The following is a 20,943-nucleotide window of genomic DNA, read 5'->3' on the forward strand; positions in this document are numbered from 1 at the left end:
CATCAACGCAACCACCGCATCAGAACTTCGCGGTGAACTCCACGCCCCAGGTACGCGGCTCGTTGAGGAAGCCGGTCAGGTTGTTGAAGTCGATCGCGCCGACCACGCGGGTCTGGTTGGTCAGGTTGCGACCGAACACCGCCACGTCGTACTGGCCGTAATCCCAGTTGTAGCCCAGGCGCAGGCCGCCTTCCAGCGAACTGCGGCCGCGGAATTCCGGCGACTCGTAGATGAAGAAGTTCACCGCACTGCGGTAGGCCCAGTCGGTGTAGGCGTACAGCTCGCTGCCATCGCTGAGCGGGAAGCCCACGCGCAGGGTCGCGTTGTGGATCCACTTCGGCGCCTGCGGCAGCGGGTTGCCGTTCACCAGCGCATAGGTCTGGCCGTTGATCACCGTGGTCGGGTCGGTGATGGTGCAGCCACCGCCGCAGATCGCCACCGCCAGGTTCTTGTCCTTGATCTCGGTGTCATTGTAGCTGCTGCCGAAGGTCAGCAGGACGTTGTCGGCCAGGTAGGCCTCCAGGTCCAGCTCGACGCCCTGGCCGATGGTCTTGTCGGCGTTGAGCAGGGTGGCGGTGTTGTTGCTGCCGCCCACCGCGATCAGCTGCTGGCCATCGACGTTGTAGCGGAACACGCTCAGGCCCAGGCGCGCGCGGCGCTCGAACAGGTCGGCCTTGATGCCGGCCTCGTACGAGATCACCTTCTCCGAATCGGCCTGCGACAGGCCCGGCGCGAAGGCCAGGCGGCCCTGGATCGACGGCGCGCGGAAGCCCTTGGCCACGCGGGCGTAGGCGTTGATGTCGTCGGTCAGCTTGTAGACGCCGCTGAGGTCCCAGCTGACGTCGTTGACGTCGGTGTTGGCCAGGTACGGGCCACTGACCGGGGTGCCGAACGGAACGGCCTGCAGCACGCTGGCGCTGAAGTCCTTCTTGTCCTGGGTGTAGCGCACGCCGGCACGCAGCTTGAAGCGGTCGGTGACATCGAAGTCACCCGAGGCGAACACCGCCCAGGCCTTGTTGCGCTGGTTCTGCACCACGTGGCCGGTCTGCGGATTGCCCGGGGCCAGCGAGTCGTAGTTGAAGTTGTTGATGGTCACGTCTTCATCGAAGTAGAAGACCCCGGCCTGCCAGTCGAAGCGGCCCCACTCGTTGGACTCGATGCGGACTTCCTGCGTCCACTGGCGGTGATGCGGCAGGCCGTCAGCCGACTCCGACGAGAACGGAATCAGGCCGGGGCCGTAGTTGCCGGCGCCAAGGAACGCCGCGCCGTAGCCACCGTCGATGTCACCCCGGTTGAGCGATTCGGCGGTTTCGTAGCCGGTGATCGAGTGCAGCGTCACCGAGCCGAGGTTCCACTGCAGGCGCGCGCTGCCACCCCAGGTCTTCAGGTCGGAGAAGTTGACGCCGTCGTTGGCCACCTTGTCGCGGTCGAAGTTCTCGACCAGCGAGTTGCCACCCTTCTCGATGATGTTGGCGCGGAACAGGCGGGCGGTGCCATTGAGCTTGCGCTTGTGCAGGTTGAACAGCGCTTCGAAGTCATCGCCTTCGTACAGGAACTGCACGCGGCCGGCGGCTTCGTCATAGCCTTCGAAGCCACTGTTGGGAGCGCCGACGCGGGTGTTGTCGACCCAGTCATCGCGGCGCTGGTAGATCGCCGAGACGCGTGCCGACCAGCGATCGGTCAGCGGGCCGCCGTAGGCGCCCTGTACGTTCCAGCTGTTGTAGCTGCCGTAGCCGACGCGGATGTAGCCATCGGCATCCTGCGACGGACGCGCCGAATCGAACTTGACCACGCCGGCCGGGGTGTTGCGGCCGAACAGCGTGCCCTGCGGACCACGCAGCACTTCCACGTTGGCCAGGTCGAACAGCGGGAAGCCCTTCAGCAGCGGGCTTTCCTGCACCACGTCGTCGTACACCAGCGAAACCGGCTGCGACGCATTGAGGTCGAAGTCGGTGTTGCCCAGGCCGCGGATGTAGAAGCGCGGGAAGGCACGACCGTAGGACGACTCGATGTTGAGGCTGGGCACGCGTGCGGCCAGGAAACGGATGTCATCGCCGGCCGAACCGAGCACATCCAGCTTCTCGCCCTGGATCGCGGAGAGCGCGACCGGCACGTCCTTGGCGTTCTCGACACGGCGCTGCGCGGTCACCTGCAGGGCGTCGAGGGCAACCGGATCCTTGGCAGCGGGGGTTTCCTGGGCGGCTGCTACCAGCGGCAGCAGGGCGGAAAGAGCGGCAACGAGGGGGCGCGCGACCGGAAATCGGCCACGGGAAGTGCGGGTCGGGGACATGGCGGTAGGCTGTGTTTGGAGGGGTGGTAAAACGGCGCTACCAGATAATTGTTGCAATACAGCACCTACGCCGCAAATGCCCGCCGTTCATGGCCCCGTCGCCGGCACCCCCGGGCGCTCGCTAGACTCGGGGTTTCCACGCGACGGACCCGCCGCCATGACCCAGTGGTACTTCCATGCCTCCGCCCAGGCCGAGCGCATCGGCCCGCTTGATGACGGGGCCGCACGCCGCTACGCGCAGGCCAATCCACGCGCCCTGGCATGGTGCCAGGGCATGAGTGGGTGGACGCCGATCGCCGAGGTGGCCGAGCTGCAGGCTCCAGCCCCGGGCATGCCCAACACGCCGCCGCCGGTCCCGGTCCCCGCCGGCGCCGGCGGCCGCGCCGACGACATCGAGTTCCGCATCGTCGGCCATGAAATGCAGTTCGTGGAGATCGAGCTCGACCCCGGCGAGAGCGCCATCGCCGAGGCCGGCGCCTTGATGTTCAAGGACGCCACGGTGCAGATGGACACGGTGTTTGGCGCTGCCAACGGTGACCAGGGCGGCTTCATGGGCAAGGTGATGGCCGCCGGCCGCCGTGTGCTGACCGGCGAGAGCCTGTTCGCCACCGTCTACACCCAGAGCGGGCATGGCAAGGGCAAGGTCGCCTTCGCCGCGCCCTACCCCGGCACGGTGCTGGCGATGAAACTGGACCAGCACGGCGGCCGCCTGATCTGCCAGAAGGACAGCTTCCTGGCCGGCGCGCGCGGCGTGCAGATCGGCGTGCAGTTCCAGCGCAGGATCATGACCGGCCTGTTCGGCGGCGAGGGCTTCATCATGCAGAAGCTGGAAGGCGACGGCTGGGTGTTCATCCACGCCGGCGGCTGCGTGATCGAGCGCGAGCTGGCCGCCGGCGAGCGCCTGGACGTGGATACCGGCTGCGTGGTGGCCTATCACTCCAGCGTGGACATGGACGTGCGCCGGGTGGCCGGCATCAAGAGCATGCTGTTCGGCGGCGAAGGCGTGTTCCTGGCCACGCTGACCGGCCCCGGCAAGGTCTGGCTGCAGTCGCTGCCGTTCTCGCGCCTGGCCGGCCGCATGTGGATGGCCGCACCGCAGGGCGGCGGCCAGAGCCGCGGCGAAGGCTCGGTGCTGGGCGGCCTGGGCCGGATGCTGGATGGTGACAACCGGTTCTGACCCACTCATTTGGTAGGTGCCAACCTTGGTTGGCACATTCCTTCAGCGCGCGACCAGGCATTTGTGCGGACCAAGGTCCGCACCCACCAGAAGCGATTCACGTTTTTTTGCTGAATAGGGAGTTCCCCCCACCCTGCCCGCCCCGCCACGGCTTCGGTATGCTGGCGCCCTTTCCTGAATCCAGCGCCGCGAGCGCACTGCCGATGAGCCTGTTCCGCCCCCGCATGCTGCTGTCCGTCGCCCTGATCGGCCTGCTGGCCGGCTGCGGTGGCGACCCGGTCCGCCCCACGCCGCCGCCGGCGCCGACCGTGGTGCCGCAGGCCAAGCCGATCAGGATCGGCATCGCCCTCGGTGGCGGCGCGGCCAAGGGCTTCGCGCACATCGGCGTGATCAAGATGCTGGAAGCCAACGGCTTCGAGCCGGCCGTGGTCTCCGGCACCAGCGCCGGCAGCGTGGTCGGTGCGCTGTATGCCAGCGGCATGGACGCCTTCCAGATGCAGAGCAAGGCAGTCGCGCTGGACGAAGCCAGCATCCGCGACGTACGCCTGTTCTCCGGTGGCCTGGTGCAGGGCCAGAAGCTGCAGGACTACGTCAACGAGCAGGTCGCCAACCGTCCCGCCGAGCGCCTGAAGAAACCGTTCGCCGCCGTTGCCACCCAGCTGGAAACGGGCGAGCGCGCGATCTTCGTGCGCGGCAACGTCGGCCAGGCGGTGCGCGCGTCGAGCAGCATCCCCGGTGTGTTCGAGCCGGTGAAGATCGGCGGCCGCAATTACATCGACGGCGGCGTGGTCAGCCCGGTGCCGGTGGATGCCGCGCGCCAGCTCGGCGCCGACTTCGTGATCGCCGTGGACATCTCCAGCAAGGCCAGCGGCAAGGCACCGACGGACATGCTGGGCATCGTCAACCAGTCCATCTCGATCATGGGCCAGCGCCTGGGCGAGCAGGAGCTGGCGCGCGCCGACATCGTCATCCGTCCGAAGGTACTGGACATCGGCGCCGCCGATTTCAGCCAGCGCGGCACCGCGATCCTGGAAGGCGAGAAGGCCGCAATGGCGGCCATGCCGCAGATCCGCGCGAAGATCCAGCAGTTGCAGCGCGCGCGCGCCGCCGCAGCGGCACCCGCGCCGGTGGCCGCACCAAAGTGCGAGGAAGCCTCGCGCCTGGGCAAGCTGATGGGCCGCAAGGACAAGTGCTGATCCATTGATGCCAGGCCACCGGGCACGCCTGGTGGCTGCTCAGGGCTCCAGCTGCGACAACGGCAACGCCTGGAAACCCTTCACCGTTCGCAGCACGAAGCTGGAATTGGCATCGGCCACGCCGCCGGCGTTGAGCAGCCGGTCCAGCAGGAAGTGCGAGAAGTGCTCCAGGTCGCGCACGTAGACGTGCAGCAGGTAGTCCATGTCGCCGGTCAGCGCATGGCAGGCCACCACCTCGTCCCACGCTTGCACGCTGTCCACGAAGTGGCCGATGGCGGCCTGGTCATGCTTTTCCAGCTGCACGCGCACGAAGGCCTGCAGGCCCAGGCGCAGCTGGCGCGGTTCCAGCCGCGCGCCATAGCCGACGATCACGCCCTCGCTTTCCAGCCGCTGCAGGCGGCGCAGGCAGGCCGAGGGCGAGAGGTTCACCCGTGTCGCCAGCTCGGCGTTGGTGGCGCGCCCATCCCGCTGGATTTCAGCCAGTAGACGTATATCCGTGCGATCGAACTGGACTTCTCCGGCCATTGTTGCCCCGCAACATGGTGAGTACGCAAGGATATTGCGCCAACAAGGCCAATCGACGCAACTTTTGCAACCCTGTTGCGCGCGCCCTGCCCTAGCATCGTGGGTATCCCGTCAAGGAGTGCCCCATGGACCTCGCCCAGCCCCGCCGCGTCGAACACCAGCAGACCGACAAGGGCTACGTGCCGGTGTATACCACCGCGCTCGTCGAGCAACCGTGGGACACCTACAGCGCCGACGACCACGCCACCTGGAGCACGCTGTACCAGCGCCAGCGCGAACTGCTGGTCGGCCGTGCCTGCCAGGAGTTCCTGGACGCGCAGGACGAGATGGGCATGAGCGCACACATGATTCCGCGCTTCGACCAGCTCAACGAAGTACTGGGCGCCGCCACCGGCTGGACCCTGGTCGGCGTTGAAGGCCTGCTGCCGGAACTGGATTTCTTCGACCACCTGGCCAACCGCCGTTTCCCGGTGACCTGGTGGATCCGTCGCCCGGACCAGATCGACTACATCGCCGAACCGGACCTGTTCCACGATCTGTTTGGCCACGTGCCGCTGCTGATGAACCCGGTGTTCGCCGACTACATGGAGGCGTACGGCCGTGGCGGCGTCAAGGCCCACGCGATCGGCCCGGATGCACTGCAGAACCTGACCCGCCTGTACTGGTACACGGTGGAGTTTGGCCTGATCGATACGCCCGACGGCCTGCGCATCTACGGCGCCGGCATCGTGTCGTCGAAGGGCGAGTCGCTGTACTCGCTGGAGTCGCCCGCGCCCAACCGCATCGGTTTCGACCTGCAGCGGATCATGCGCACCAAGTACCGCATCGACACCTTCCAGAAGACCTACTTCGTCATCGACAGCTTCGAACAGCTGATGCAGGCGACGTCGCCGGACTTCACCCCGATCTACGCGGCACTGGCCGACCAGGCGCATCTGCCGGCCGGTGATGTGCAGGACGACGACCGCGTGTTCCAGAAGGGCACGGGTGAAGGCTGGGCCGACGGCGGCGACGTGTAAGCGCGTAACGCACACCGCTTCGCAGTGGAAACGGCGCACCCTGGTGCGCCGTTTTCGTTGTTGCCTGCACCGTTCTGTCGCGACGGCGCAGGCGAGGGCAGGACACTCAGCCGTCCACGGCCCGGCAGGAACCGCGCACCATCAGTTGCGGATGCACGCTGGCCGCAGCCGGCGCCTCCGGTACGTCGGTCTGCACCAGCATCGCGGCAGCCATGCGGCCGATGTCGGAGACGTGGCGGCGTACCGACGTCAGCGGCGGCCACAGCCGCGACGCCAGCGGGCTGTCGTCGTAGCTGACGATCGACAACTGCTGCGGCACCGCGATGCCCGCACGCAATGCCACCTGGTAGACGCCCGCGGCGATTTCGTCGTTGCCGGTGAAGATCGCACTGGGGCGTTGTCCGCCCATCAGCAGGCGTTCGGCGGCATGCACGCCGGACTCGAAGGTGTCGCCCGCTTCCAGCACGCGCTCGCCCGGCAGGGTCACGCCGACCTGGGCCAGCCGATCAAGGAAGCCGTGGGTCCGCTCGCGGGCAGCGCGCCGGTCACCGGGACCGGCAATCACCGCGATGTCGCGGTGGCCGAGCGAGAGCAGGTAGCCCGCAGCCGCCGCCGCACCATCGCGATCGTGGGTGACCACCGCCTGCACGTCTTCTTCCGACGCATGCGCGTTGATGCGGATGTGGCGGCAGTCGATCGCGTCGAGCATCTGCGCCAGCGCCATCGATTCGGAGGCACGCGGGCCGAGGATCACGCCATGCAGTTTCTGCTGCTGCACGAAACGGCGCACGCCGTCCGCACAGTCCGGATCCTGGCTGTTGCACGGGTGCACCACCAGTTCATAGCCGGTGCCGCGCAGCGCTTCCAGCGCGCCGTGCTGCAGGTCGACAATGCACTGGGCGCCGGGGTCGTCATACACCAGGCCGATCAGGAAGGAGCGGCGGAACGCGAGTCCGCGCGCCAGCGGGTCGGGCACGTAACCGACCTCGCGCATCAACGCCTCGACCTTGTCGCGGGTGTCTTTGCGCACCAGCGGCGAGTTGTTGATGATTCTTGAAACCGTTTTCTTGGAAACTCCCGACAGTCGTGCGATGTCGTTGATCGTGGCAGCCTTGCCTTTCGATGCCGGCAACGCGGCATCGCTCATATTTCGCACTGACATGTATAGAACCAGGTAAGTCGGAGAATTCTAGCCTTGCACCCGTCGGATGCGAAGTTGCGGAACGTCGCAGCGGATCTGAATCGCGTCGTGTTCGACACGTTTTGCTTCGCGAGGTTCCCTTGTGATCGCTCTAGTGCCTCTGCATCTGAACCGTTCTTCTGCGCGTGTTCACCCTGAATGCGGACGCGACGCGCGCGAACGCCAACATTCCCTTAACCATGCTCCGCTACAGTCAGGTGCATGGGCCTGCAGACCTCTCCGTTTCCGCCGTTCCGTGGCCGCGACCGGTTGATCGCTGCGGTCGACGCCGCGGTGACCGCCGGTGATGCCGGGCGCATCACCGCCGACCTGCAGCTGGCGCTGCAGGAAGCCATAACCGACAGCCGCATCGAATTGCCCGAGTGCGTGCATCGGCCGGTCAGTGATCATTACGCGCGACGTCCGCTGTACCACAGCCGCGAACACGGCTACAGCGTGATCGCCATGAGCTGGGGCCCAGGGCAGGGCACGCCGCTGCACGACCACGATGCCATGTGGTGTGTGGAGGGAGTGTGGTTGGGCGAACTGGAGATCACCCGTTACGAGCTGCTGGAGCGCGCCGGCGAGCGCTGGCGTTTCCACCGCCACGCCACGCTGCGCGGAGGCTGCGGCAGTGCCGGCAGCCTGATCCCGCCGCACGAGTACCACACCCTGCGCAACGCCAGCGACGACGCATTGGCGATTTCTGTGCACGTGTACGAGTCGCAGATGGAGCGCTCGGCGGTGTTCGACCCGCTCGGTGGCGACTGGTACCAGCGCCGCATCCAGGCGCTGCAGGCCGACCCGGCCTGACCGGGGCAGGGCGGGGCGACGCTGCCAGCACCTTCGTGAGCCACGTGGCATCATGCGCCGCTGCGCTGCCGTACCCGGCGGCGATCCGCGATGCCCCATCGGGCAAGGAGCAAGACCATGTCCAGCGCTGATCCGCGCCTGCGCGCGCTGTTGAAGCTGGCACCGGTGATCCCGGTGTACACCCCCGAAGATGTGAATGAAGCGGTCGACGTCGCCCAGGCACTGTTCCGCGGCGGCCTGCCGGTAATCGAGGTGACGCTGCGCACGCCGCAAGCGCTGGATGCGATCAAGGCGATGGTGGAGGCCGTGCCGGACGCGGTGATCGGTGCCGGCACCGTACTCGACGCCGCGCAGATGCAGGCAGCAAAGCAGGCCGGCGCGCGCTTCGCGGTGTCCCCCGGTGCCACGCCGGCGTTGTATGCGGCCGCGCGTGATGCCGACCTGCCGTACCTGCCCGGTGCCGCCACCGCCTCGGACCTGATCCTGGGCCTGGAGCATGGCCAGGACACCTTCAAGTTCTTCCCGGCGGTACAGACCGGCGGCGCCGCGCTACTGGCCGCCTGGCACGGTCCGTTCGCCGATGTGCGCTTCTGCCCGACCGGCGGCATCAGTGCGCAGACCGCACCGCAGTTCCTGCACCTGCCCAACGTGCTGTGCGTGGGCGGTTCGTGGCTGACCACCCCGGCACTGCTGCAGACCCGCGACTGGGAGGCGATCGAACGCCTGGCCCGCGAGGCGTCCGTGCTGGCCAGCTGAACCTGCTCGGCGAATCTTCAAAGGTTTGATCGTGATCAAAGCGCCGGCCTCGTGCCGGCGTCATTCTGTGGGCAAGCGCACTACGGAGATCCGAACATGAATTCGACCATGAAGGCCGCTGTCGTGCGTGAGTTCGGCAAGCCACTGGTGATCGAGGAAGTCTCGGTACCACGCCCGGGGGCGGGCGAGGTACTGGTCAGGATCGAGGCCTGTGGCGTCTGCCACACCGACCTGCACGCCGCCGAGGGCGACTGGCCGGTGAAACCGAACCCGCCGTTCATCCCCGGCCACGAGGGCGTGGGGCACGTCGTGGCCGTGGGAGGCGGGGTAGGGCACGTCAAGGAAGGCGACAGGGTCGGCATCCCCTGGTTGTACTCGGCGTGTGGCCATTGCGAACACTGCCTGGGTGGCTGGGAAACGCTGTGCGAGACACAGCGCAATACCGGTTACTCGGTCAACGGCGGCTTCGCCGAGTACGCACTGGCCGATGCCAACTATGTCGGCCTGCTTCCGAAGGACGTGGGCTTCGTCGAGATCGCACCGGTGCTGTGCGCCGGCGTGACCGTCTACAAGGGCCTGAAGGTCACCGACACCAAGCCCGGCGACTGGGTGGCGATTTCCGGCATCGGTGGCCTGGGCCACATGGCGGTGCAGTACGCCCGTGCGATGGGCCTGAACGTGGCTGCGGTGGACGTGGACGACAACAAGCTGGCATTGGCCCGGCAGCTCGGCGCGCAGATCACCGTGAACGCGCGTACCACCGATCCGGCCGCCTTCCTCAGGAAGGAGATCGGCGGCGCGCACGGCGCCCTGGTCACGGCGGTCTCACCGAAGGCGTTCGAGCAGGCGCTGGGCATGGTCCGCCGTGGCGGCACCGTCTCGCTCAACGGCCTGCCGCCCGGTAATTTCCCGCTGGACATCTTCGGCATGGTGCTCAACGGCATCACCGTGCGCGGCTCGATCGTCGGCACCCGGCTGGACCTGCAGGAGTCGCTGCAGTTCGCCGCCGAAGGCAAGGTCGCGGCCACGGTCAGCACCGACCGCCTGGAGAACATCAACGACGTGTTCGCGCGCATGCACGCGGGCACCATTGAGGGCCGCGTGGTACTCGACTTCGCTGCCTGACCGCCCGTGCATGGCCGCCGTCGCTCCGTCCCCCTCTCCCACGGACGCGGCGGCCATGCCGATTCATCGGTAGTGCCGGCCGCTGGCCGACAAACCCCAGGCGGTTCGGTAGTGCCGGCCGCTGGCCGGCAACGCGGGCACTCTGTGGCCGCCGTACAATGCGCGCATGCCCGGCCTGCTCAAGACCCTGTTCCTGTCCATCGTCGCCCTGATCGGCGGCGTCCTGTCGCTTGCGCTGGTCAGCAGCGTCGCCAGCTGGCTGCCCCCGTTGCTGGGCCTGTCGCCGGACAACAACAGCGTGCAGCTGGGCTGGGACCTCACCTTCAGCGTTCTTGGTGGCATCGCGGGCGTTTCCTTTGCCACCTATTACGCCCCCTGCTGGCCGCGTTCGCATGGCTTCTCGATCTGGTCGCTGATCGCGCTGGGCTGTGGCTACGCGATGTGGACGGCCGGTGCGGATTTCCCGTTCTGGTTCGTCATTTCGCTGCTGACATCGCTGCCGCTGCAACTGCTGGCCGGTTGGTGGTTCGGCCGTCGCGCCTCGCGCGATCCGCGCTGAGCGCATGCAGGTAGTGCCGGCCGCTGGCCGGCAACCTCGGCCATCCTGCCGTTGCCGGCCAGCGGCCGGCACTACCGCTTCAGCGACGGCAGCGTCTGCTTCAACTGCGTGATGCCCTGCCATGGGTCACTCTTCAGGCGTTGCGCCCTCGCCAGCGCCTTGCCCATGGGAAAGGCGTCGGCAGCACTGATACGCGCCAGTTCCTCCCAGCGCAGCGGCACTGCCACACCGGCGGAATCGCGCGCGCGCAGCGACCACGAGCACACGCTGGTGGCTCCTCGGGTGTTGCGCAACCAGTCGATGAAGATGACGCCACTGCGCTTGGCCTTGCTCATCGTCGCCACATAGCGATCAGGTTGCTCCTTTGCCATTGCCTGCGCAAAGGCCTCGCAGAACGCCTTCGCCTCGTCCCAGCCGGCCTTGGGCTGCAGCGGTACCACCACATGCAGCCCCTTGCCGCCAGACAGCCGCACGAAGCTCTCCAGGCCCACCTGCTGCAGACGATCACGCACATCACGTGCACCCGATTTCACCTGTGCCCAGCTGACGCCGTTGCCAGGATCGAGATCGAATACCAGTCGATCCGGATGCTCGGTGTCTGCTACGGTCGCACCCCACGGATGCAGCTCCAGCGTGTTCATCTGCACCAGCTGCAGCAGGCCCCGTGCGTCGTCGATATAGACATAGTCCTCGCGGCCGCTCTTCTGCTGCAGGGGCACCGCGTGCACCGCGTCGCCCAGGCCGGGGCCATGATGCTTCTGGAAGAAACAGGCCTTGCCCACCCCATCGGGGCAGCGCAGCAATGACAGCGGCCGTCCGGCAATTTCGGGCAGGATCCAGCGCGCCATGCGCCGGTAATAGTCGGCCACGTCGCCTTTGCCCAGTCCCTGACTGGGAAACACCACCCGCTCCGGATGCGTGATCTGGACCTCGCCCCCGGCTTCAGCAACTGCTGTTGCGTTGCTCATTCCCAGGTCCTCCTTCTGCTTGTCGCTGCGCAGCCGCTTGAAACTGGCCTGGCGCAGCAGGCCTTCCTTGCCCCAGCCACGGAACGCCACTTCCGCCACCGTCACCGGCTTCACCCAGCGCACGCTGGCGGCGCGGAACGGCACATGCGCCGGAAGCTGCAGCACGGGCGTCTTTACTGCCAGTGGCTGCAATGCCTTGAGCAGCGCGCGCAGGTTCTCGTCGTCGAAGCCGGTACCGACGCGGCCCACATAGCGTAGACCCTCCTTGTCCGGCGTTGCCAGCAACAATGATCCGAAACCCACCCGCGAGCCCCTGGGGGCCGTGTAGCCGACAATCACGAACTCGTCGGTGTCTTCGTGCTTCACCTTCACCCAGCTGCGTGCGCGGGTGTTCACGTACGGCGCGTCCACCTGCTTGCTGACGATGCCTTCGAATCCCGCCTCGCCACTGGCATCGAACACCTGCGGGCCCTGGTCGATCACATGTTCGCTGAAGGCCAGGATGCCGGGCACGGGTCCGATGAGATCCTTCAGCAGCGCTTTGCGTTCCAGCAATGGCGCACGACTGATATCCGCGTTGGCCACACCCGGAAGATCGAACACGATGTAGCGCAGCGGTTGCTTCGAGCTTCCATCGATCACGCGCTGCAACGCTGCGAAATCGCTGCGCCCTTCCTTGTCCAGCACCACCAGCTCACCGTCCAGGCGCGCATCGCGCACCGGCAGCGCCTGCACGGCCTGCACGACCTCGGGGAAGTCATCGGTCCAATCCAGGCCATTGCGGGAGCGGAGCTTCACCTCGCCGTCGTGCAGATCGGCCAGCAGGCGATAGCCGTCCCACTTGATCTCGTGCAGCCAACGCGCGCCGTCCGGCGCGCTGTCGCGATGATCGGTCAATTGCGGTTTGAACCCATGCGGGTAGGGCGTGTCACGTGCGCCGTCCAGTTTCAGCGCGCGCGCATGCCAGCGTGCATCGGCCTTGCGGGTAGCCGTGCGTGCGGCGGGCACAGCACGCCCTGCCTTCCCCTCAGTGCGCTTCATCACGGTGGATGCGCGCTTGGGCACGTGCGCGTCCAGCAGATCGTCTGCTTCGGCATCGCGCGCCTGCTCGTCGTCGCGCTTGATCAGCAGCCACTGCACCTGGCGTCCCTTCATTGCCGTGCGCACCAGCTTCCAGCCACCGGCCAGGCGTTGTCCATGCAGTACGAAGTCGATCTTTCCAGCTGCCAGCGCCTGCAGTGGATCGCCTTCGCAGGCCCAGGTGCCCTGATCGAACACCTCCACGTGCCCCGCGCCGTAGTGGCCTTCGGGAATGTCGCCCTCGAAGCCAGCGTAGGACAACGGGTGATCTTCCACTTCCACGGCCAGCCGCTTCTCGCCGACGCGAAGCGAAGGACCTTTCGGCACCGCCCAGCTCTTCAGCACGCCGTCCATCTCAAGGCGGAAGTCATAGTGGCGCGAACTGGCATGATGCAGCTGGATGACGAAGGTTGGCCGCCGCTGCGGATCACCGCGTGCGGGTGTGTCGTCAGGCTCCGGCGTCTGCCCTGTGCCTCCGCCAAGCCGGCGCTTGCGCCGGTACTGGTGCAGCGACATGGTTCAACCTGCCTTGCGCCGTGGTGCGGCCTTCTTTGCAGCCTTCTTCGTTGTCTTCTTTGCGGCCTTCTTCACCGTCGACTTTGCGGCTGCCTTGCGCGTTGCGGTCTTCTTCGCCGGCGTGCGCTTGTTCGCATCCAGGCTCTTCTGCAGCAATGCCATGAAGTCGACAACGTTCGTTGTCGCATCCTCGTGTGGTGCGGGCTCATCTTCCACCCGCGTGGTGCCGCCCTTGGACTTGATGCGCTTGTTCAGCACCTGCTGCAGGCGCTCGCGGAATTCATCGTGGTAGTGCGATGGGTCCCAATCGCCGGACATCGACTCGATCAACTGCTCGGCCATCGCCGTTTCCTTGCTGGTGATGCGGTAGTCGGACAGCTTGCCGGCAGGCAGCTTGTAGTCCTCGGGATCCACCAGTTCCTGCGGATAGCGCAGGATCATCAGCACCAGCGCGTCCGCATGCGGCATCACCGCACACAGGTACTCGCGCGTGCGCACCACCACCCGGGCAATGCCTACCTTGCCGGTACTGCGCAGCGTTTCGCGCAGGAGCACGTAGCCCTTTTCGGCCTTCTTGCCGGGCACCAGCAGGTACGGCTTCTCGTAGTAGCGCGGGTCGATCTGCGCTGCGTCCACGAAGGATTCCACCTCCACCGCTTCGTGGCTTTCCGGCGCCGCCGAGCGGATGTCGCCTTCCTCCAGCACGACATAACTGCCCTTGTCGTACTCATAGGCTTTGACGATGTCCTTCCAGGGCACTTCCTCGCCGGTGTCGGCGTTGACCCTTTCGAAACGGATCGGCTTGCGATCGCGCGAGTCGAGCATGCGGAACTGCAGGTCAACCTTGCGTTCGCCGGACATCAGCGACACCGGCACATTGAGCAGTCCGAAGGACAGCGTACCGGTCCAGATCGGGCGGGCCATGGACGCACCTTTGATGGGGCAGGGCACCCAGCTTCGGATGGGCGGTGTAAACCACCCGTGTCGATACCGTGCACGTGGGTTCCACGCAGGTGCGGTAGTGCCGGCCGCCGGCCGGCAGAGCTCGCGGCCTGAAGTGTCCTGGGGTTGCCGGCCAGCGGCCGGCACTACTGCAGCAACGGCCTCACCGCCGCCGCCGGAATATGGTCCAGCGCGCGCCAGGCGTCCTCCACCACCGGCCGCGCCTGCGACCAGCCCAGCCGCGACTGCCCGCGCATCTGTTCCCAGTGCTCGGCCAATTCCTCGCAGGTATCGGCAGCGTCGCCGCGCGGCCAGTCGGCAGCATGGGTTGTCAACGCGAAGGCATAGACCGGGCACAGGTCACGCCAGTTGCGATGACTTTGCCCGCGACGTTCCTCGTAGTCACTGAGCATGTACTGCAGATAGTCCTGGGCCACCGCCTGCGGATCCTCATGGCGGCGCGTGCGGCGCTGCGCGGTACGTTGGCCGAGCGGATCGAGCAGGGCGTTGAACACGGACGGTGCGGGTCGTTCAAGACGGGGCATGGCCGGCTCCTGCAGCGGGGGCGGGTGGGCAGGAATACGCGCGGTGCCGTTACCGGGGGGTGAGCGAGATGTTCATGACGCCAGGTTCGCAACGGCTTTACCTGCGGGGCGGTGTAGTGGAATCCCCCCAAGGGCAGGTACCAGACCATGAGCCGAGAGACCTCGCGAGACCCGCTGCGGGAGAACCACCCGCCCATTCCGGGCGAGCAGCGCGGCAAACGCGATGCCGACAACGCCGACTACCGTGGCACCGGCGCACCGTTCTTCGATGCCGAGCACGGGAGCGACCATCTGCCGGTGAAGCACGAGGCTGAACAGGCGGCCCAGGACCGCAAGGATGGCGGTGACCGCCATCGCGGTGGCCAGGAAAGCCCGCTCAAGCGCCGCGAACGCAAGCAGCGCGCCAGCGACAACCAGGACGAAGCGCTGGAGGAGACCTTCCCGGCTAGCGACCCGACATCGCCGTTCGTGCCAGCCAAGGCCCCCGACTGACGGGTAGTGCCGGCCGCTGGCCGGCAACCTCCTGACGTCCTGCACGGCGCGATGCCGGCCAGCGGCCGGCACTACCCCTTCAACGCCACGACCATTGCAGGCCGACGTTGGCCCGCCGTCCCGGTCCCGGTTCGTAGAAGCGCCCGTTGCCATCGTTGACGATCACCGAGCCAATGTAGGCGTGGTCCAGTACGTTCTCCATCCGGGCGAAGGCGCGCAGCTCGCCACCCGGCAGGGCCCAGCGACGGCCGGCTTCCAGATGCAGCAGGGCGAAGCCGGGCGCGCGTTCGGTCGCCGCGTCGTTGACTACGGTATCACTGCTGGCGGAGGCCTCCAGCGCCCACTGCCACTGGCCGGGCGACCATTGCAGCCGGGCAAAGGCCTGCTGGCGCGGTACCCCGGGCAGGCGGCTGCCGGCGGCAACCAGGGTGTTGGAGGTGAGGTACGGCGAACGCGCCTGCGCCTGCAGCCAGGTCCACGCCAGCTGCAGCTCCAGCTGCTCGGCCAGCGGCTGGCGATACTGCAGTTCCACACCCTGGCGGCGGGTGCGGCCGATGTTGCGATACGTGCTGCGACCGCCGATGTTGCTGGCAACTGCCAGCTCATCGTCGGTATCTGCACGGAACAGGCTGACATCGAGCTGGGTTCCATCCTGTGCGTGCCACTTGCTGCCTAGCTCCAGGCTGCGGCTGCGGGCGGCCGCCAGATCCAGCGCCAGACCCGCCTGACCATCGGCGCGATACCCCAGCTCGTTGAAGGTGGGGGTCTCGAATCCACGCCCCACGGCGGCATGCAGGCGCCACTGCGGGCTGGCCTCGAAGCTGACGCCTGCCACCGGCGTGGTCGCCTGGTAGCGCCGGTGGCCACTGTCATCCGGGTTGCGGGTGGTGATGTAGCGATCGTCCGAGTCGAAACGCACCGCGCTGTGGCGCACCCCGGCCAGCAGCGACCAGCGCGGACTCCATTGCCACCAGGCCTGGGCGAACTGGTCCACGTTCTGCACGGTATCGATCTGGTCACGGCGCAGGCGCCCGCGCACCCCGAGGGCGCTGCCCACGAAGTTCTCGTAGCCGGTGCGGTGCTGGCGCTGGCGGTCGGCGCTGAGCCCGGCCACCAGGTCCAGCGGCCGGCCGGCGAGGTCGCCGTGCCAGCCCCAGCGCGCGTCCAGCCCGCCATACCCGCCCTGCAGATCGATCACGCCGCCGGCATGCAGCGGGCTGTTGGTCTGGGGTGCCGGCGGAATCGGCAGGTATTGGGTCACCGTGCGTTGGCCGGCATAGCCCATCAATTGCCAGCGCTCTGCCCCGGTCTCCCGGGTCCAGCGCAGGCCAGCCTGCTGCTGGCGCACCGATTTGCGGGTGTTGTACTGGTGCGCGACTGCCGTGGCCTGGCGCGGATCAGCCGCCACCTGGGCACGGCTCAGGCCCAGCGGATCCTGCGCATCGGGGGCATCCAGCGCATTGAGCAGCAGCTCCAGCCGCCCACCGCTTAGATCACCACCAATGCGTGCGTTGAGCGATTCGCGGCGCGCACGGCTGTGGTCCCGCCAGCCATCGGTGCGGAAGTGGTTGGCCGCGATGTTGTAGTCCAGCGCTGGGCCGGCACCCTTGAGCTGTGCGCCGACACTGAGCGTGTTGTCGGCGCCGGCATTCACGCGCAACCGCCACGGGTCACCGGCCTGGCCCTGCGCGCTCCAGACCTGCAGCACGCCGCCGGAGGAATTGCCGTACAGCGCCGAGAACGGCCCGCGCAGCACCTCGATGCGCTCGGCGCCCAACAGGCTGGCATGCGACAGCTGGCCCTGGCCGTCAGGCATGGTGGCCGGCACGCCGTCGATCAGCACCCGCACCCCGCGCACGCCGAAGGTCGAGCGTGCGCCGAAGCCACGAATCGACAGCTGCGTGTCCTGGGCGAAGTTCTGCCGGTCACGTGCCAGCAGTCCGGGGACCCCGGCCAAGGCCTCAGACAGCTGCGCACCGGTGCCCGCGCGGCTGGCGTCGATCCAGACCGTGTCCTGGCTGGCCGGCAGCGCGAACGGATCGATGCCCGGCACCCGGGCGGCCTGTACCTGCACCGCAGGCAGGGCGGTGGGCGCAGGCTCGGCCACCGCCGTCCAAGGCGACAGCAGCAGGGCGGACAGCGGCAGGCAACGGCGTCGTGCGGCGGGATTCATGATTCAGGTTGATGGATCGGGCGGCAACGCACGCCATGGTACGGGGCCGCGGATGACGATGGCGGCGGCCAGCCCCGGCAGGCTTTGTTACGATGGGATGTTTCCGGCCGAAAAGCCGCGGACCGCGTAGCGCACTTCCTCCCCCTTTCCGTCTACCGAACGAGTACCGCCGTGTCCTTCTTTGCAAACGTGGAACTGGTCCCAGGCGACCCGATCCTGGGCCTGACCGAGGCGTACAACGCCGACAGCCGCCCGACCAAGGTCAACCTGGGTGTGGGCATCTACTACGACGAGAGCGGCCGCATTCCGCTGCTGCGCGCCGTCAAGCAGATCGAGCAGCAGCTCGCCGCTGAAGCCAAACCGCGCGGCTACCTGCCGATCGATGGCCTGCCGGCGTACACGCAGGCGACGCGTGAGCTGGTGTTCGGCAAGGATTCGCCGCTGCTGGCCGCCGGCCGCGTGACCACCGCGCAGACCGTTGGTGGCAGCGGTGCGCTGCGCGTCGGCGCCGACGTGCTGAAGAAGCTGCTGCCGCACGCCACCGTTGCGCTGAGCAACCCGAGCTGGGAAAACCACCGTGCGGTGTTCAGCGCCGCCGGTTTCGAGGTGCTGGATTACACCTACTTCGACCCGGGCACCCATGGCGTCGATTTCGACGGCATGCTGGCCGACCTGGGCAAGCTGGAAGCCGGCACCGTGGTGCTGCTGCACGCCTGCTGCCACAACCCCACCGGCGCTGACCTCACGGTCACCCAGTGGAAGCAGGTCGCGCAACTGCTGAAGGACAAGCAGCTGTTCCCCTTCATCGACATGGCCTACCAGGGCTTCGACAAGGGCATCGAGCAGGACGGCGCAGCGGTGCGCATCATCGCCGAAGCCGGCATCGACAGCTTCATCGTCGCCAACTCGTACTCCAAGTCGTTCTCGCTGTATGGCGAGCGCGTGGGTGCGCTGTCGATGGTGGCGCCGACCGCCGCTGACGCCAAGGCCGTGCAATCGCAGGTCAAGCGCGTGATCCGCACCATCTACTCCAGCCCATCCACCCACGGCGCTGCACTGGTGGCCGGCGTGCTGACCAACCCGGAACTGCGTGCGATGTGGGAGCAGGAGCTGACCGAGATGCGCGAGCGCATCCACGCCCTGCGCCACGGCCTGGTCGAGAAGCTGGCCGCTGCCGGTGCACCGCAGTTCGGTTTCATCAACGAGCAGGCCGGCATGTTCTCCTACTCCGGCCTGAGCCGTGAGCAGGTCGAGCGCCTGCGCGACGAGTTCGGCATCTACGCCGTCGGCACCGGCCGTATCTGCGTGGCCGCGCTGAACCAGAACAACCTGGAATACGTCGCCAAGGCCGTGGCCACCGTCGCCAAGGGCTGAAGCAACGCTCCAGTAGCTTGAGGACAAAGGCGCCGAAAGGCGCCTTTGTTTTTTGCTTTTGCTCTTGCCTTTGCCATCCCCACCGCGCTCGCGGCGAACCCTGAAGCGCGTGGGAGGGGGAGGTGATGCAGGACCGTTGGCGCCATGGATGGCGCCATCGAGCTTACATGGACGTACTTGCAGCGTGTCCTGCATCGCCTCCCCCTTCCACGCGCCTCGACAAAAGGAAGGCGCCACAAGCGCAACGCATCTGGAAACGATTACGCCTTCCCGCGCTCACGCACGCCCCCGCCAGACGGGCGACAATAGGCGTTTTCCCGCTGCCGAGACCTGCCCGCTCATGTCCCGTACTTCGTTGACCCGCTTCCTGATCCAGGAACAGCACGCCGGCCGCATCAATGCCGACCTGCGCCAGCTGATCGCGGTCGTCGCCCGCGCCTGCACCAGCATCTCCATCGCCGTCAGCAAGGGCGCCCTCGGTGGCGTGCTCGGCGACGCCGGTACCGGCAACGTACAGGGTGAAGCGCAGAAGAAGCTCGACGTCATCAGCAACGAGATCCTGCTCGAAGCCAACGCCTGGGGTGGCCACCTCGCCGCCTGCGCCTCGGAGGAAATGGACCACAGCCAGCCGGTGCCGGACATCTATCCCCGCGGTGATTTCCTGCTGCTGTTCGATCCCCTCGATGGCAGCTCCAACATCGACGTCAACGTCTCCGTCGGCACCATCTTCTCCGTGCTGCGCTGCCCGACCAATGTCGAGCTGCCGGGCGACGACGCCTTCCTGCAGCCGGGCAGCAAGCAGATCGCCGCCGGCTACTGCATCTACGGGCCCAGCACCCAGCTGGTGCTGACCGTCGGCCATGGCACCCACGCCTTCACCCTGGACCGCGAGAAGGGCGAGTTCGTGCTGACCACCGAGAACATGCAGATCCCGGCGGCCACCCAGGAATTCGCGATCAACATGTCCAACCAGCGCCACTGGGAAGCGCCGATGCAGGCCTACGTCGGCGACCTGCTGGCGGGCAAGGAAGGCGTACGCGGCAAGAACTTCAACATGCGCTGGATCGCCAGCATGGTGGCCGACGTGCATCGCATCCTTACCCGCGGCGGCATCTTCATCTACCCGTGGGACAAGAAGGACCCGTCCAAGGCCGGCAAGCTGCGCCTGATGTACGAAGCCAACCCGATGGGCCTGCTGGTCGAGCAGGCCGGCGGTGCCGCCTGGACCGGCCGCGAGCGCATCCTCGACATCCAGCCCGACCAGCTGCACCAGCGCGTGCCGGTGTTCCTCGGTTCGCGCGAGGAAGTGGCCGAGGCCGTGCGCTACCACCACGCACACGACGACGCACAGGGCTGACAACCGATCGCCTGACAGCGGTCATGGCAGATCGATGACATGACCGTGGGGTGACACCGAGGGCGGCAAACGGCACCATCAAGCCGTTGCCGCCGAAGGAACGCACGCATGCACGAGCAGGGCCCGGTCGATTTCATCGAAGTCATCCACAACGCCGTCCCCAGCGAGGTCTGCGCGGCGATCGTCGAGCGCATGCGTGCCACGCGTGGCCTGCTGCCCGGTGCGGTGGGCAGTGGCGTGTTCCCGGAACTCAAGCACAGCAAGGATCTGCGCATCAGTGGCCTGGACGGCTGGCAGGATGTTGATCAGCAGCTGCAGATTGCGGTGTTCAACGGCCTGCTGACTTATCTACGCCGTTATCCACAGGCGTTGATCGCCCCACTGATGTTGCAGATCCAGGACAGCAACGGCCAACCGCGACGCCTGTCTGCCGAGGACTTCCCCGACATGCCGCAGCAGCAGCTGGCCGACCTGGCCCGCACCTGCCTGCGCCCGGGTGCGATCAACCTGCAGTGGTATGCGGCGGGCGAGGGCGGCTACCCGTACTGGCACTGCGAGCTGTACCCGAAGGATGCGCAGGCCGAGACCCTGCACCGGCATGTGCTGTGGACGCTGTACCTCAACGACGAATTCGAAGAGGGCGAAACCGAGTTCATGTTCCAGGGCCGCAAGATCGCGCCGCGTACCGGCAGCCTGCTGATCGCCCCGACGGCGTTCACCCACACCCATCGTGGCAACCGGCCGCAGGGTGGCGACAAGTTCATCGCGACGAGTTGGATCCTGTTCCAGAGTGCGCAGAAGTTGTTTGGGGGGTAATGCCGAGCTGCTCGTCGGCCGCGTATGTAGAGTCGAGCCA

General features: G+C 67.0%; 18 protein-coding genes. 11 read left to right on the forward strand and 7 right to left on the reverse strand.

Annotated elements, in window-relative coordinates:
* Nucleotides 1-19: 19 nt before the first annotated feature.
* Nucleotides 20-2,290: a TonB-dependent receptor gene (locus tag AC5P98_RS16125; protein ID WP_049408885.1), complete on the reverse strand. Its 2,271-nt coding sequence runs from the start codon at nt 2,288-2,290 to the stop codon at nt 20-22.
* A 157-nt stretch (nt 2,291-2,447) separates the two neighbouring features.
* Between AC5P98_RS16125 and AC5P98_RS16130 the strand changes: the two genes are divergently transcribed.
* Together AC5P98_RS16130 and AC5P98_RS16135 are read left to right on the forward strand one after the other, a co-directional pair.
* Nucleotides 2,448-3,467, forward strand: coding sequence for a TIGR00266 family protein (locus tag AC5P98_RS16130; RefSeq protein WP_032962348.1), 1,020 nt, complete (start codon nt 2,448-2,450; stop codon nt 3,465-3,467).
* 203 nt (nt 3,468-3,670) lie between these two features.
* Entirely contained in the window at nt 3,671-4,663 is a 993-nt protein-coding gene (locus tag AC5P98_RS16135) for a patatin-like phospholipase family protein (RefSeq protein WP_032958418.1), read from the forward strand.
* A gap of 39 nt (nt 4,664-4,702) precedes the next feature.
* On the opposite strand, the gene AC5P98_RS16140 is transcribed toward AC5P98_RS16135, so the two are convergent.
* Entirely contained in the window at nt 4,703-5,188 is a 486-nt protein-coding gene (locus AC5P98_RS16140) for an Lrp/AsnC family transcriptional regulator (RefSeq protein ID WP_014645428.1), read from the reverse strand.
* Nucleotides 5,189-5,313: 125 nt separating this feature from the next.
* Here AC5P98_RS16140 and phhA point away from each other — a divergent pair, with 125 nt between their 5' ends.
* The gene (phhA, locus tag AC5P98_RS16145; RefSeq protein ID WP_014645427.1) at nt 5,314-6,207 is read left to right on the forward strand and encodes a phenylalanine 4-monooxygenase; all 894 of its coding nucleotides are present in this window, start codon (nt 5,314-5,316) and stop codon (nt 6,205-6,207) included.
* A 106-nt stretch (nt 6,208-6,313) separates the two neighbouring features.
* Here the strand turns inward: phhA and AC5P98_RS16150 are convergent, their stop codons facing one another.
* The gene (locus AC5P98_RS16150; protein WP_041862907.1) at nt 6,314-7,369 is read right to left on the reverse strand and encodes a LacI family DNA-binding transcriptional regulator; all 1,056 of its coding nucleotides are present in this window, start codon (nt 7,367-7,369) and stop codon (nt 6,314-6,316) included.
* A gap of 240 nt (nt 7,370-7,609) precedes the next feature.
* Between AC5P98_RS16150 and AC5P98_RS16155 the strand changes: the two genes are divergently transcribed.
* The 4 genes from AC5P98_RS16155 to AC5P98_RS16170 all read left to right on the forward strand — a co-directional run bounded on the left by AC5P98_RS16155 (nt 7,610) and on the right by AC5P98_RS16170 (nt 10,640).
* Nucleotides 7,610-8,200, forward strand: a complete 591-nt coding sequence (locus AC5P98_RS16155; protein ID WP_049408884.1) for a cysteine dioxygenase family protein — start codon at nt 7,610-7,612, stop codon at nt 8,198-8,200.
* Between the two features lie 117 nt (nt 8,201-8,317).
* On the forward strand, nt 8,318-8,956 hold the full coding sequence (eda, locus tag AC5P98_RS16160) for a bifunctional 4-hydroxy-2-oxoglutarate aldolase/2-dehydro-3-deoxy-phosphogluconate aldolase (protein WP_049408883.1): 639 nt from the start codon (nt 8,318-8,320) through the stop codon (nt 8,954-8,956).
* 96 nt (nt 8,957-9,052) lie between these two features.
* On the forward strand, nt 9,053-10,081 hold the full coding sequence (gene adhP, locus AC5P98_RS16165) for an alcohol dehydrogenase AdhP (RefSeq protein ID WP_014645423.1): 1,029 nt from the start codon (nt 9,053-9,055) through the stop codon (nt 10,079-10,081).
* 166 nt (nt 10,082-10,247) lie between these two features.
* Nucleotides 10,248-10,640, forward strand: a complete 393-nt coding sequence (locus AC5P98_RS16170; protein ID WP_049408881.1) for a hypothetical protein — start codon at nt 10,248-10,250, stop codon at nt 10,638-10,640.
* 71 nt (nt 10,641-10,711) lie between these two features.
* Here the strand turns inward: AC5P98_RS16170 and ligD are convergent, their stop codons facing one another.
* From ligD to AC5P98_RS16185, 3 genes are all read right to left on the reverse strand, one after another.
* Nucleotides 10,712-13,204 (reverse strand): DNA ligase D, encoded by a 2,493-nt coding sequence (gene ligD, locus AC5P98_RS16175; RefSeq protein WP_049408880.1) that lies wholly within the window; start codon nt 13,202-13,204, stop codon nt 10,712-10,714.
* Nucleotides 13,205-13,207: 3 nt separating this feature from the next.
* Complete coding sequence (ku, locus tag AC5P98_RS16180; RefSeq protein ID WP_049408879.1) at nt 13,208-14,128, reverse strand: non-homologous end joining protein Ku; 921 nt, start codon at nt 14,126-14,128, stop codon at nt 13,208-13,210.
* Between the two features lie 164 nt (nt 14,129-14,292).
* The gene (locus AC5P98_RS16185; RefSeq protein ID WP_014035432.1) at nt 14,293-14,691 is read right to left on the reverse strand and encodes a hypothetical protein; all 399 of its coding nucleotides are present in this window, start codon (nt 14,689-14,691) and stop codon (nt 14,293-14,295) included.
* A 147-nt stretch (nt 14,692-14,838) separates the two neighbouring features.
* Between AC5P98_RS16185 and AC5P98_RS16190 the strand changes: the two genes are divergently transcribed.
* Entirely contained in the window at nt 14,839-15,183 is a 345-nt protein-coding gene (locus AC5P98_RS16190; protein ID WP_049408878.1) for a hypothetical protein, read from the forward strand.
* Between the two features lie 79 nt (nt 15,184-15,262).
* Here the strand turns inward: AC5P98_RS16190 and AC5P98_RS16195 are convergent, their stop codons facing one another.
* The gene (locus AC5P98_RS16195; RefSeq protein WP_049408877.1) at nt 15,263-17,356 is read right to left on the reverse strand and encodes a TonB-dependent receptor family protein; all 2,094 of its coding nucleotides are present in this window, start codon (nt 17,354-17,356) and stop codon (nt 15,263-15,265) included.
* Between the two features lie 171 nt (nt 17,357-17,527).
* Between AC5P98_RS16195 and AC5P98_RS16200 the strand changes: the two genes are divergently transcribed.
* From AC5P98_RS16200 to AC5P98_RS16210, 3 genes are all read left to right on the forward strand, one after another.
* A complete protein-coding gene (locus AC5P98_RS16200; RefSeq protein WP_014645417.1) occupies nt 17,528-18,730 on the forward strand; it encodes an amino acid aminotransferase in 1,203 nt (400 codons plus the stop codon).
* 340 nt (nt 18,731-19,070) lie between these two features.
* Entirely contained in the window at nt 19,071-20,087 is a 1,017-nt protein-coding gene (locus tag AC5P98_RS16205) for a class 1 fructose-bisphosphatase (protein ID WP_032957939.1), read from the forward strand.
* Between the two features lie 108 nt (nt 20,088-20,195).
* Nucleotides 20,196-20,903, forward strand: a complete 708-nt coding sequence (locus AC5P98_RS16210; protein ID WP_049408471.1) for a 2OG-Fe(II) oxygenase — start codon at nt 20,196-20,198, stop codon at nt 20,901-20,903.
* Nucleotides 20,904-20,943: the final 40 nt, after the last annotated feature.

This window comes from Stenotrophomonas sp. YJH_SMC_135, from assembly GCF_059372355.1.